Source organism: Butyrivibrio sp. AE2005, from assembly GCF_000686965.1.
GTDB classification, from domain to species: domain Bacteria; phylum Bacillota; class Clostridia; order Lachnospirales; family Lachnospiraceae; genus Butyrivibrio; species Butyrivibrio hungatei_A.
Map to the genome: position 1 here is coordinate 164,903 of NZ_JMMD01000001.1, position 13,043 is coordinate 177,945.

Below are 13,043 nucleotides of genomic sequence, written 5' to 3' on the forward strand. Positions count from 1 at the left end.
ATCGAGGAATGATCGAACTGAAAGCTTAGATATTAAAAAACTGTATGGGGGTATATCTTTTGAACGAACAACAGATTATTCAAGGCATTAAACGATATTTGAACGATAAACTCTATAATTATGCGGTATTGATTGATGGAGAATGGGGATGTGGAAAGACCTTTTTTGTAAAAAATACTTTGAGAGCTGCCTTAGTTGACGAGTCTATTAAATATATCAGCTTATATGGGTGTAAAACTATTGAAGAAGTGAAAGAAAAAATTCTTTTTAGTGTCTTTTTTAATAAAGATAAGAGTGAAATAAAAAAAATAGACACGATAAAAAATAGCGGAAAAGCGATATGCGAAGCAATTACTGACAAAATAAATATAATTCCGAATATCTCGATTACATCTTTTTGTTGGGATTGGATTGATTTTAGTAAAAGCCTCTATATTTTTGATGATCTTGAAAGGTGTGATTGCCAATTAAATGTAGTGTTTGGGCTAATAAATGAAATTGTAGAGCATCAAAATGCAAAAGTTATCATTGTTGCAAATGAAAAAGAGATATCATATGAGGTCCGACCGAATAATCTTGAACAACAATATATTGTTGCCTTAGATACTGATGTTGACTGGCCTAAGTATGAAGGGAAACGAGACTTTTATTCATTATTTAAGGAAGGCGATTCTTCTAAAATTTCTATCGAAGAATTGAATTTTAGAAGGAAAAAGCTTTTTCCTGTTCAGGAATCAAATATTGATTATAAAAAAATTCGCGAGAAACTTATTGGGGTATCATACAAATATGAATCAGATATTGAATCTATTACTAAAGAAATATTGAAGAATGCGGAGTATCCTGAACAAGTTGAGCAAGTTATTATTCGTAATTATTCTGTTTTAAAAGAAAAGATGGATTATTATAATCATCATAATCTTAGAACTATTCAGTTTTTTCTTTCAAAAGTATCGTTCCTCCTTTCTGAGTTAAATAGAATTTCGGTGGAACAAGAGTATTCTGACAAGATTCAAAATTATGTTGTTTCAGAATGTTTTGATTGCGCAGTGAGATTAAAAAGTAATTACAACAAAACGGATGATGAGCTTGGATATAGGATATTTCAAAAGGCAGAACCTCGTTCGAAAACAATTCAAGAATTTGTAGAGAGCGGACAGTTTTATTTTGTAGATTTTAAGGTTGATGTCGAAGATATCAATAGAATCTATAAAAATTCTATTGATAGGGATGATCCTTATTCAAAATTATCAGAAGATTATTACAATCTTACACAGGCTAAATGTGAAGAAATGCTGGATGAAATACTTGATAGATTAGAGAAAAACAAATATCCAAAAGATATATATGAAAGAATGCTTATATTACTAGCTAAATTAGAAGATATTGGTTTTTCTAAGGAGATTTCAAAAAAATTTATTGATGCAATGTCATATAACATAAATATAGATGGAACGGAATTTTTACTCGAATTTCCACTCAATCATATATCTGAAAAGAATGTCGTTGAGAGAGTTAAAGAATATATTTCTTTGATTGATATAGATACTGGGAACAGTGGTGAAGATAAAAATAAGGATAACATTATATCTATTTTGGCCAAAGAAAAATGGGTTGATCTATTAGATGAATTTATTCAGCAATCTGGAGATATATATACTAGAGATATTGCGGTGTTCTCGTTAGCAACTTCTAATTTATGGATTGAAGCAATGGAAAGAAGTTCATCAAGAACTATCCATGATTTCAGATCATGGATGTGGAAGCTATATCCACAGAATATAAGGAAAAATAGTTTTAAGTTAGATTGGCCGGTAATGGAAGAAATATGTAAAAATCTTGATCCTTCCAAAGAAGTTGATCTGATAAAGCGAAAGGCATTAGAGTATGTTATTTGGCAAATAAAAGAAACATATATGATCAATACTGGTAAAGAATATCAAGAGGGGCTGAAATCCTATGATGATATTGATCAAGAAGATCCGGAAGGTAATTCCGATTAATAAGGAGGAGTAAATTGTATGAAGGCTGTAAAAACAAATGTGCCGAAGCCTTCCTCTGAACAGGTGGAGTATTATTTACAAGCATGGGATAAATTGGAAAACTATCATCTTCAGGAAGATGCGCTTGATAAACTTTTCTTCACACTTTGCCCGGAGAATAAAGAAATGCCGGATATACTTTTGAAAGTTGCTGCACTGAATGATTTTTATAGCACAAATATATTTTCGGTATATCCTGTTGCAAAGCATATTTTATCCTTGAATATAGATGATAGGCTAAAATTGGGCGATGCTGCGCTTGTATCTGAAATACAGAAAGTAACTATTAAAGATGGCGTTGAGAAGAACTTTTATTCTTTTGCCACAAAGTATTGTAGCCATCACAAACCGCTAGATTATCCGATTTATGATAGCTACGTAGAAAAAATGTTATGCTACTTCAGAGATTGTGATGGTTTTGCATCATTTAAGACTCCGGAACTAAAGGAATATGCAAAGTTTAAAAGAACGCTTATTGATTTTAGGGCTTTTTATAACCTTGACCAATATAATTTGAAAGAAATTGATAAGTATATGTGGCAACTTGGAAAGAAGTATTTCCTTAAGAGCTATGGAAAGAAAAAATAGAAACGAGGATATAGATAGTGTAAGAATTTATATGTGGATGATTGGGTAATGAACTATTGAATTTAAGGCAGAGCTTACCATGGCTTTAAGAAAAGTTTTGTGGATTCAGTTGGAAAATGGCATTATATATTCTCTGATGAAACGACAGACTGTATTGTTCCAGGTGGAGATCTATGGTTTAAAGGGGATTCTCATATTTGCCCTAATGATATAGTTGGAGAGTATGCTTTCTTAGAATTTGATTTTAATAATAGTATTGAAGATTTTGCGGATAATGTTTATACATACGCTAAGTAGGATGGTGATGCCAGTGAAAGCTGGATTGAAGGTGAACAGATATATTTTTACAGAAAACTCATTAAAGATAGTATGCAGTATGATGATTCACATCCGCTTAAAAAATTTTTTGATGAAAATGCATTACACATTTATACGTTGGATGAGATTGAACAAATGATTGTAGAAAAAGAAAAGGAAGAAGGGTTAACGGATTTCATAAAACAAGGCAAAAATGTCGAATGGCTAGAGCTGAAATAGGAAAGTTTTAGCGAAGTTGAATAGGAGTGGGAATAATGGGTATGACAATTGGCTTTTTAGCGTTTCTTGCTAGTATCGCAGTTATTGGCGATTATCCTAAGTGTAAACTTGTAAGTGAGTATAAGTGGTTACTGTTTGCTCCTATCATAGGATTTCTGGCTGTTTCATACAGCATTTTTTTAGATGTAAATACAAACGTTCCTCATAATGAAAATGTGACAAAATTGGTGAAGGTAGAAGATGAAGATGGAGAGGTATACTACTGGAATCTATTAATTGATGTAGATAGCGACACGGATGATGATGGCCACATGGAATACTTGGCATATGAGGTTAGGGGATATGTGTCTCCCAAAAACGGAAAGATTATAAAAGTTGATCCATATGGATATGAATGCTTTGGTACAGAGGCGAGCTTTTATGATTGTGATAAAGATGGATTTCAGTATAAAACTGTTGTTAATAAGCAGGACGTTGATGTATCTATAATTGAAAGAGTAACAGCTATGGGAACTATAAAAATTATCCTGTATATTTGCATGTTTTTTGTTTCGCTTTATGCTATTTTCATTTCAGTCAAAGCGTTTAAGCTTTTGAAGGTTGGTGAAAGAAAATAAGTTTACGATGGCAATGTTTAGTGAGCGTTGAAAATGAGTATTAAATATCTCGATTATATTGTAATAATATACTCAAAATCAACTTGACAGTATGATTTTGATGAGTTAAGTTTAGAATAGGTACGATAATACAGTAAATACAAGAAGAAATATACTGAAATTAAACTTGGAGTAGCCATATCATGGACATTTATTTTGAATTACTAAAGCATCCAGTGTTTTCAATTGAAGATGTTTGCACGTATATAGAAAATGCGCGCACCGCCCGCGTTTCTCTTGAAAAGATGATGGGAAGTGGCAAGGTGCTTAAAATACGCAATGGCTTATATACATGCGTAAGTGGAGAAAATGGTGGACCAGTAGCTGATCGATTTCAGATTGCAAGTGCTATAACATCGACATCTTATGTATCGCATCATTCAGCGTTTGAGTACTATGGAGTATCAGATCAGGTCTTTAATGAAGTATATGTTAGTTCACAGACACGATTTCAAGATTTCTATTTTGATGGATATAACTATCATTTTATCCGCGCTAAAATCACTGATGGCGTTTACACTCCCGAATATAGTGGTGGTATCAAGATAACAGATAAAGAGCAGACAATGCTTGATTCAATTAAAGACATGAATCGTATTGCAGGACTGGAAGAGGTTATTTCTTGCATGACTTCTTTTAAACTTCTTGATGAAGAAAAAATATTGAAATATCTTAGAAAATACGACAGCATATTTTTGTGTCAGAAGGTAGGTTTTCTAACTGAATTATTTCAGGAGGAGCTTGGCATAAGCACTGATTTCTTAAATGCATGCGAAGATATGATTGGAAATTCAAAACGTTATTTGACTGAAGATGCAATAGAAGTAGCATATTCAAGAAGATGGAAACTCGTTTATCCGGAAAATATTAAATACATAAAGAATGGGGAATTTTTAGATGCCAACATTTAATAGACAAGAGCTTGATAATAAAGCAAGGGGATACTATGATCATAATTGATACTGAAACTAGGGAATACGAGAAGTTGTTCGTAAGATAAACTACACAATCTATCTGACGAAAATGGATGGCGAAAAATGCTATTGAAAAAATAGTAGCTTTTGTTATAATGAAACTAACAGGAGCTCCCACACCTCTCTTTGAAGTGTCCAATGGGAGCACATTTTTATTTTAGGGGTTATTATGCAACTTAAAAAGTCTAAGACTTATAAGGAGCAGGTTGAAATATTAAGAAATAAGGGACTTAAAATTCAGAACAGTGGCAATGTTATTTCTTTTCTCAATCATGTTAACTATTATAGGTTTTCGGGATATTTTCTTCCGTTTATTTCAAAAACAGACAAAAAATTTCATGATGATACAAGCTTTGAGCAATTAGAGAATATATATCATTTTGACTCAGAATTAAGAAAGCTGATAATGGGAACAATAGATGAAATAGAGATATACTTGAAATCTCAGATTTCGTATTACCATTCTCAGAAGTATGACGCAGAAGGTTATACAGATAGTGCAAATTACAATAGCAAACATAATCATAATGCTTTTTTGCAACGTGTATCAACCTGTATAGCTGAAAACCAGCGTACTCTTGTTGTTAAGCACCATATGAATAATTATGGCGGTCATTTTCCAATATGGGTATTGATTGAGTATTTTTCTATTGGAATGCTTTCATATTTTTATCGTGATCTACCTAATATAGATAAAGCGACTATTGCACAAGATACATATGGTGTGAATTATCAGGTACTTGATAGTTGGTTTAGGTGTCTTACTGATTTACGAAATAAATGTGCTCATTATTCTAGATTGTATTATTGGATATTTACAGCGTTACCAAGGATGCCACAAGGCGAAAAATATATACCTACAAGAAGATTATTTGCTCAGCTATATATGCTGAAACTTATGTATCCAGATCATAAAAGATGGAATGATGAATTTGTAAAACCGTTGGCGAAACTAATGAGGAAGTATAAATCGGACATAGTGGAGGCGCATATTGATTTTCCATATAAATGGAAATCTATGCTGTTGTATAAATGATGTCCGCTATTTCTTAACCCCCTTCACCGCAAACTATGTAAAAAGGGGTGAACATATCAAAGCCTAGTATCTACGCAGTATGTTTAAATTGTCTGCAGTAGTACCGCATGTTGAGACGGTAGTATTGCTGACAAAGACTGAACACACTTAAATAGAAAAACACAAGTGGCTTAACGGTGCGCTTTGTGGCTAACGTTAAAAGATGTTAGCAGGCAAGGTGGCACCGTTATTTTTATGCCATTTTGAAAGTGTAGGGAAACTGAACTACGAGAAGGTTGAGACGGTGGTACTCCATGATATTGAAAATGTGCATTTAATTGACTTTTGAGATGCTGATGCTATAATACAATTAATCGGGAGAGCTCCTGCCATATAAGTGGAGAAGTTTAAACTCGGGTGAGTCCCTACCATATAAGTGGGAAAGCTTAAACTCTAAGAGGACTGTTGTTGCAGTCCTCTTATTTTTGTGAGGTAATATGGACAATTTTAAGATTTATAGTGTGACGGATGAGTATATAGATTATTTGAGAATAATAGAACCAAACGTATATTCAAATAAAGTGGAGAATAGGATTCATACAAGAAAATATATAGGAACAGTTCTAGAGATGAATGGTTATAAGTATTTTGTGCCAATGTCATCGCCAAAGGATACTGATTATCAGATGGCTGGTGGAAATAGGGTAATAAGGAAGAGCATTGTTCCGATAATCCGTATGATTGAAAAGAATAATGGTGTCAAGGAATTAAAGGGGACTTTAAGGATTAGTCATATGATTCCTAATATTTCTAAATATATTTGCCGATAATAAAGATAGCAATGGTATGCGTGTCTTTTCAACGGAATGAAATCCAATGAAATGATGCGCATTTTTCTTGAAAGGGAGCAATCTTATGAATGTTGCATTTAATCCGGGGATTAACTATGGAACAATGTATCGTCCTAACATTAACAAACCTATAAGAAAAATGGAAGCGCCTACCAGTCTTCCACAAACCAGCTATTATAAGGATCCTATCCCAAGTGTATTCCACAGTAAGGAAGATTGTGGCGTAGGAGAGACATATCTTAACTTCGCTCTTTCTGGAAGTGAGGGTGATCCTAATAATTTGCCCTGCAATTTTTATAAGCCGGCTGATTATAATGAAGAAGATCCAGTATATATAGCAAGGCTCTATCCATGGGATGGTTCGGAATCTATAGTAAAAGAGATTCATCTTAAGGACGTGGATTTAACACATGCCAACGAGATTGAGACTTTTGCTTATGGGATATATCTAAAAGACAAAGGCGAGATAGCAAATCTTAATGATATTTTAACCGCTTACGATCATGCACATGATAATGCTTCCGATGGTGCTAAATCTAACCTTGATAAAGTGGATGTTATAAGTGCTATACGAGATTTTATGGAAGCAGACCTTAATCAAGGTTATTATAATCAGTATGTAGACTTTTTAGCACTGTTAAATGCTATCGAAAGAAACAACCATTAACTTTTATAGGTAATAAAATCCCTACGCACTGCATAAACTCTTAATGCAAACGCAGACTGGTTCTGGCTTTAGCACATACTGAGGGTTAGAATACATCTGAATGTACAAAGGAAGATGTAGCATATACAGTAAATATCAGAAAAATGTATTTACCTAGTATTTTTAACACCCATAATTTCTATGTTTCTCAACGGGGGATACAGTATTAGTCCGTATATGTACATGCAAACATAGATGATTACGCATGTTGAGACGGCGGTCCTATCAATTTTAAAAAGTGAATACAGTTTAACGATATGAAAAATTTTCTGTAAATATGGAACTTCTATGATAATTTAGATTTATGAGGGAGCAATCCGACTGGTTGCTTCCTTTTTTAGACTATACAGTTCTGTATGTTGTAAGTCAATAAAAACTTGGATTTTGAAAGTGTAATGGAGTAATATTTTTATCAAAAGAATCACTATTTATCAAACAGGCATAATTAAAGGGAGGATACTATGAATGCTAGAGAGTACTTGGAAATACTGCATGTAGCGGAAAGACTAAAAGATACACCAAGACATTGCACGACAACAAAACGTAGGACGGAAAGTGTAGCCGAACATAGTTGGCGAATCTCGCTTATGGCCTTTTTATTAAGACATGAATTCAAAGATTTAGACATAAACAAGGTTGTTGATATGTGCCTTATACATGATCTTGGGGAGTGCTTTACGGGTGACATACCGACCTTTATAAAGACTGATTCTGATAGAGAAGTTGAAGATTCACTATTAAATCAATGGGTAAAATCGCTTCCTACAGAATTATCTGAAGATATAGCTGAACTCTATAATGAAATGGATGCACAAGAAACCAAGGAAGCTAAGCTATATAAATCGTTAGATAAACTAGAAGCCTTGATTCAGCATAACGAATCACCTATTGATACTTGGTCAGAAAATGAATTTGAGCTCAATAAGACCTATGCTTTTGATACGGTAGCATTTTCCTCTTGGCTTACAGAATTACGAGAAGCCATTTTAGAAGACACTATTAAAAAGATAGATTTGGAGAGTTAAACAATTCCAGTTTACACAAATAACCACTATCCCATAATGAGATAGTGGTTTTGTTTATTAATCTGAAAGTCTGCCAGAATACATGATTGAAAGTTCGCCTCGAACTTTACCCCAGTTTCTGATTAGCATAGTCCATTTCTTGGTAGCCTCAAAAGTTGCCAAATATAAGGCTTTCATTAGAGCCTGTGAGCTTGGGGATACGCTTCTTTGCTTGTTTAATCTGCGGTATAGCCATAGTAGTAGGAACTTCTTGCGAGAATGTCAGGTACTATTGTAAGACACATGGCTTTGATGGATATGCAGAGCAGGTAAAGATGCATTATAGGGAACAACGCAATACTCCTGATAACTGCAAGTATTGTGGAAAGCATCTTGTAAGAAAGCCTCATTCTGGGAAAAAGCTCTTTTGCTCAGATGAGTGCAGGAGAAGATGGTGGAAAGAGCATCCTGATGCAGGTAATAAATCCGCTGGCGCTTATTACAATCAGGTTTGCGCCTATTGTGGCCGCTTCTTTTCATCATATGGGAAGAAGGGCCAGAAGTATTGCTGCCACGACTGCTATATCATGGATCGGTTCTGGTCGGATGGTGATAAGGACAGAGTAGTAGCCAAGAATCCTGATAGGAAGACAATAAAGATTGCGCTTTAAACAATAAACTGCCTGTTAATAAGAATAGATTCATGGAGGGTGTCAATATTAAATTGACACTCTCTTTTTGAATGGCTATAATTGTGTCATAAAAATCTTGACACAGGAGACAAATATGATAACTACCTTGGAAGATGCTCTGAAAAGGATCAGTGAACTTGAAGCGGAAAATGCTAATCTGAAGGCTGAGCTTGAGGAATACAGAGGTCGTAAGTTTGCTGGTAGACAGAAACATGATGCAGCTTGGACGCAGTCATATAATGACTTTGCTGTCAAATTTGAAAGTGGTATGACGATCATGGAGATTGTAGCAGAAGGCAAAATAAGCAGGAGAACTGCATATCGTTACAAGGCTTATTATGATGCTTTACGTCAGACTGAAGCCACGTTGGAAATTAGCAACCTCAGACTTGGTGATTCAGGAAAAAAGGAGCTTGGAAGGATGCTCAATGGTGATGCGACTCGTGAGGAGTTTCAGAAAGAACTTAAGGAGAAGTATAAGAAATGAAAGTTCTTGTAATACCTGATATTCATTTGAAAAGCTGGATTTTTGATAGAGCAGAAGAGATAATGCGCAGTGGAAAAGCTGATAGAGCAGTGTGCTTAATGGATATTCCGGATGATTGGGACATGGAACTTGATATTGCGCGCTATAGAGATACTTTTGACCGGGCAATCAGATTTGCAAGAGAGAATCCTGATACCCTGTGGTGCTATGGTAATCATGATGTGAGCTATCCGTGGGGCAAGCTGGAAACAGGGTATTCTCCATATGCAGAGCGAACAGTTATATCCAAACTGGAGGAGCTGACGAATACGCTGCCAGATTCTTTGCAGATAGCTATTATCCATAGGATTGATAATGTCCTTTTTTGCCATGGCGGGCTGACAGAAGATTTTGTGAACTGCCTGAATGAAGAACTAATTGATGCTGATATAGATGAGATTTTTTCTGTTATAAATGAAGCCTCACCAAAATATCTTTGGAATAATCAATCTCCACTCTGGTTTAGGCCACAGCACAGGAATGTTGGTGCTTTCAGAAAAGAGACATTTACGCAGGTTGTAGGGCATACTCCTGTTGATAAGATATATGAGGAAAATGGATTCATCTCGACAGATGTGTTTTCTACTTATCGGGACGGAAGGCAAATTGGCGAATCTGCGATGGTAGTGATTGATTCGATATCGAGGGAGTTTGAGAAGATAGAAGTGTAAAGGGGCGCGAATGATATATTTTACAAGTGATTTACATCTGGGGCATAAAGGCATCATAACCATGCAGAACAGGAACGAAGGTGTGCTCAGGTATGATGTCGGAGTGGATGCAAATAACTTTTATCCTGTGTCGGTGAAACAGATTTCGGAAATTCCAAATAACTGAATTGAAGTATGTTTTTTCTATTATTGTCACGATTTTTATGTAATAAACGTGATAATTCGTCAGATAAACTATACAACATATCTGACAAAAATGGTGAGAAATCTTGCAAATTCGTCAGATAAACTATATAATTTATCTGACGAAAGGAATGTAAGATGAGAGAAAAATATCAGATTGAAATAGAAAAAAGAATAGAGAATTTCGGCTCTGGCTATGCTTTTTCGGCTATAGATTTTATTGATATTGCTGGAACAGATCCTACCAACAAGGCATTATCGAGGCTTGGTGAATCTGGAACAATCAGGCGGGTCATAAAGGGAATATATGACAAGCCGTCTTACAGTAAGTTATTAGGAGAGTATAGTGCTCCTAATATTGAGAAAGTAGCAGAAGCTATTGCCAGAAAATATAACTGGACTATTGCTCCTTCAGGAGAGACGGCTTTAAATTATCTGCATTTATCTACACAGGTACCTAATACCTGGAGTTATATAAGTGATGGCCCATATCGTAAATATGAAATCGGTTCGTATCAGGTTGAGTTTAAGCATTGTGCCAATAAGGAAATATCTGGTAAAAGTTTCATTACGATAGCTGTCATTCAGGCAATTAAGTATATAGGTAAAGATAAAATACAGCAGGAAGATATAGAAAGATTATCAAATGTGCTGTCGAAGGCGGATAAGGAAACTATACTTTGTGAGGCAATAACAACGACAGCGTGGATATATAAAGTAATAAAGGAAATATACTATCAGTGAGATTATCAATTCTATAATTGAGCGCGGATTTACATTGAAAAAGTTTGACGAGCATCCTTCTTGGGATGATGAAAGACTCCCAGGAGAATTTACGGCAATTGCAAAAAAAAAGAATATCTAAAGGAGCGGAGGCAAAAGATGATAAAACCAACTAGATTAATCCCCGGTGATAAGGTTGCGATAGTGAGCTTATCATGGGGAGGATTGGGCGATAAAGAGCTGATACATAAATATTATATTGCAAAAGAGCGTCTGGAGAAGATATTTGGTCTGGAAGTGGTTACTATGCCACATGCGCTCAAAGGAAGTGAGTTTGTATATAATAACCCTGAGCTAAGGGCAAAAGATTTGATGGATGCTTTTAAAGATCCCACAATCAAGGGCATTATCAGTGCAATCGGCGGTGATGATTCGGTGCGAATCTTGCCTTATATCGATTATGATGTTATTCATAACAATCCTAAGATTTTTATGGGATATTCAGATACAACAGTTACTCATTTTATTATGAACAAAGCAGGTGTCGTATCGTATTACGGTCCTTGTATTATGAAAGAGTTTGCAGAATATGGCCGGATTTTTGATTATACCGAGCGGGCTGTAAAAAACATTCTTTTCTCCGAGACAAAAGGATATGAAGTTCCGTCTTGCGATTATTGGTCCAATGACCATATAGAGTGGGCTGAAGAGAATATCAATGCCCGGTACAAGACTATTCCTGAAACGCATCATTATGAGATGTTATCCGGAACGGGTAAGGTCTCGGGGCAGTTACTCGGAGGCTGCCTGGATGTATTTCCTATGATTGTCGGAACTGATATTTGGCCAAAAGTTGATGAGTGGAAGGGAAAAATATTGCTTCTTGAAACCAGCGAGGAAAAGCCAAATCCGGATTATGTGACATATTATTTGCGGAACCTTGGCGCGCAGGGAATATTGAATGCAGTCAACGGAATAATCGTCGGAAAACCTCAAGATGAAGAATTCTATGAAGAATATAAGGCGGTTTATTTGTCTGTTTTAAAAGAATTCAATTGTGAGAACTTACCGATCATATACAACGTTAATATCGGACATGCTGTTCCTATCGGAATTCTTCCGCTCGGGATAGAATATGAACTGGACCTTGATGAAAAAATAATACGATTTTCTGAATCGGCAGTTATTTAAAAATACTTTGCAAAAAAGATATAACCAAACGTTTAGTCTATCTCGTACATGCTGTTTGCTCAAGAAATCTGTAGTTTACGCAGTCGTTGTAAACTACAGAATTTTTTTGTGTAAAATAAATCTTGTACCAAATGTTGAATATATTGAAAAAACGGTTATACATTACATTTTGAGGGAGGCTTAAATGTTGGAAGAAGAGTGTACGAGTAAGACCGGCAAAGCAATAATGGTGATAGCAATTTTTGGTGTGGCAATATGTTATTTATTATTTTCGGTTGCTGTAAGGAGGGTATGGGATTCGCAGTACAGGAATGGGATATATCATCAACCTTCTTGCGGAGACATTGATGAATCAGGGCTGACACTGCTTGGAGAAATTGATGGATGCGACGTATACAAATACAACATGGATAATCTGTCATATGTAACGTATATGGGAGACCGCAAGCCAATGGAGCAGATCCTTGAAGATTTTAAGGAAAACAAGAAGGAAGATATTTTTCCGATTGACGGAGAAACAGAGGTGGAGATAATTGACGGACATCCTGTTCGCGTCAACAGATATGAAGCTTTGGTTACCCTTGATCTTGGCGGAGCGCTGATCTTTACGCATTATTCGCAAGATATAAAAAAAGCTTACAGAGAACTTGATAAGAAGTATGATTGATCTGAAAATATAAACAA

Annotated in this window: 17 protein-coding genes and 1 pseudogene; 17 read left to right on the forward strand and 1 reads right to left on the reverse strand. The window is 35.3% G+C overall.

The genetic code is table 11. The features are described 5' to 3' along the window. Nucleotides 1-59 precede the first annotated feature (59 nt). The 10 genes from DL92_RS0100750 (at nucleotide 60) to DL92_RS0100795 (ending at nucleotide 8,394) form a co-directional block, all read left to right on the forward strand. Entirely contained in the window at nucleotides 60-2,003 is a 1,944-nt protein-coding gene (locus tag DL92_RS0100750) for a P-loop NTPase fold protein (RefSeq protein ID WP_026666623.1), read from the forward strand. Between the two features lie 18 nt (nucleotides 2,004-2,021). Then, nucleotides 2,022-2,630 (forward strand): hypothetical protein, encoded by a 609-nt coding sequence (locus tag DL92_RS0100755; protein ID WP_026666624.1) that lies wholly within the window; start codon nucleotides 2,022-2,024, stop codon nucleotides 2,628-2,630. Nucleotides 2,631-2,729: 99 nt separating this feature from the next. Further along, nucleotides 2,730-2,927 carry a hypothetical protein gene (locus DL92_RS0100760; RefSeq protein ID WP_026666625.1) on the forward strand — a complete coding sequence of 66 codons (198 nt, stop codon included), beginning with the start codon at nucleotides 2,730-2,732 and terminating at the stop codon, nucleotides 2,925-2,927. 72 nt (nucleotides 2,928-2,999) lie between these two features. Further along, on the forward strand, nucleotides 3,000-3,167 hold the full coding sequence (locus DL92_RS20905) for a hypothetical protein (protein WP_155840962.1): 168 nt from the start codon (nucleotides 3,000-3,002) through the stop codon (nucleotides 3,165-3,167). Between the two features lie 35 nt (nucleotides 3,168-3,202). After that, a complete protein-coding gene (locus DL92_RS0100770; protein ID WP_026666626.1) occupies nucleotides 3,203-3,784 on the forward strand; it encodes a hypothetical protein in 582 nt (193 codons plus the stop codon). Between the two features lie 182 nt (nucleotides 3,785-3,966). Beyond that, nucleotides 3,967-4,734: a type IV toxin-antitoxin system AbiEi family antitoxin domain-containing protein gene (locus tag DL92_RS0100775; RefSeq protein ID WP_026666627.1), complete on the forward strand. Its 768-nt coding sequence runs from the start codon at nucleotides 3,967-3,969 to the stop codon at nucleotides 4,732-4,734. A gap of 232 nt (nucleotides 4,735-4,966) precedes the next feature. Then, a complete protein-coding gene (locus tag DL92_RS0100780; protein ID WP_051625190.1) occupies nucleotides 4,967-5,833 on the forward strand; it encodes an Abi family protein in 867 nt (288 codons plus the stop codon). A 476-nt stretch (nucleotides 5,834-6,309) separates the two neighbouring features. Beyond that, complete coding sequence (locus DL92_RS17815) at nucleotides 6,310-6,642, forward strand: type III toxin-antitoxin system ToxN/AbiQ family toxin (protein WP_051625191.1); 333 nt, start codon at nucleotides 6,310-6,312, stop codon at nucleotides 6,640-6,642. Between the two features lie 85 nt (nucleotides 6,643-6,727). Beyond that, on the forward strand, nucleotides 6,728-7,330 hold the full coding sequence (locus tag DL92_RS0100790) for a hypothetical protein (RefSeq protein ID WP_026666629.1): 603 nt from the start codon (nucleotides 6,728-6,730) through the stop codon (nucleotides 7,328-7,330). A 500-nt stretch (nucleotides 7,331-7,830) separates the two neighbouring features. Then, a complete protein-coding gene (locus DL92_RS0100795; RefSeq protein ID WP_026666630.1) occupies nucleotides 7,831-8,394 on the forward strand; it encodes an HD domain-containing protein in 564 nt (187 codons plus the stop codon). A 57-nt stretch (nucleotides 8,395-8,451) separates the two neighbouring features. On the opposite strand, the pseudogene DL92_RS21775 reads toward DL92_RS0100795, so the two are convergent. Beyond that, nucleotides 8,452-8,622 (reverse strand): annotated as a pseudogene (locus tag DL92_RS21775) (IS256 family transposase); the annotation flags it as partial. Between DL92_RS21775 and DL92_RS0100800 the strand changes: the two are divergent. From DL92_RS0100800 to DL92_RS0100830, 7 genes are all read left to right on the forward strand, one after another. Next, nucleotides 8,550-9,044: an RNA polymerase subunit sigma-70 gene (locus DL92_RS0100800; RefSeq protein ID WP_197027229.1), complete on the forward strand. Its 495-nt coding sequence runs from the start codon at nucleotides 8,550-8,552 to the stop codon at nucleotides 9,042-9,044. The pseudogene DL92_RS21775 and the gene DL92_RS0100800 sit on opposite strands and share 73 nt — an antisense overlap. 115 nt (nucleotides 9,045-9,159) lie before the next feature. Next, entirely contained in the window at nucleotides 9,160-9,552 is a 393-nt protein-coding gene (locus tag DL92_RS17820) for a resolvase (protein ID WP_242845817.1), read from the forward strand. After that, nucleotides 9,549-10,262, forward strand: coding sequence for a metallophosphoesterase family protein (locus tag DL92_RS0100810; RefSeq protein ID WP_026666632.1), 714 nt, complete (start codon nucleotides 9,549-9,551; stop codon nucleotides 10,260-10,262). Before DL92_RS17820 ends, DL92_RS0100810 begins: the two co-directional genes overlap by 4 nt. A 10-nt stretch (nucleotides 10,263-10,272) precedes the next feature. Next, nucleotides 10,273-10,428, forward strand: coding sequence for a hypothetical protein (locus DL92_RS20910; RefSeq protein ID WP_155840966.1), 156 nt, complete (start codon nucleotides 10,273-10,275; stop codon nucleotides 10,426-10,428). Between the two features lie 155 nt (nucleotides 10,429-10,583). Beyond that, on the forward strand, nucleotides 10,584-11,189 hold the full coding sequence (locus tag DL92_RS0100820; RefSeq protein ID WP_026666633.1) for a DUF6088 family protein: 606 nt from the start codon (nucleotides 10,584-10,586) through the stop codon (nucleotides 11,187-11,189). Nucleotides 11,190-11,327: 138 nt separating this feature from the next. After that, nucleotides 11,328-12,359, forward strand: coding sequence for a S66 family peptidase (locus DL92_RS0100825; protein ID WP_026666634.1), 1,032 nt, complete (start codon nucleotides 11,328-11,330; stop codon nucleotides 12,357-12,359). A 184-nt stretch (nucleotides 12,360-12,543) separates the two neighbouring features. After that, entirely contained in the window at nucleotides 12,544-13,026 is a 483-nt protein-coding gene (locus DL92_RS0100830; RefSeq protein ID WP_026655146.1) for a hypothetical protein, read from the forward strand. Nucleotides 13,027-13,043: the final 17 nt, after the last annotated feature.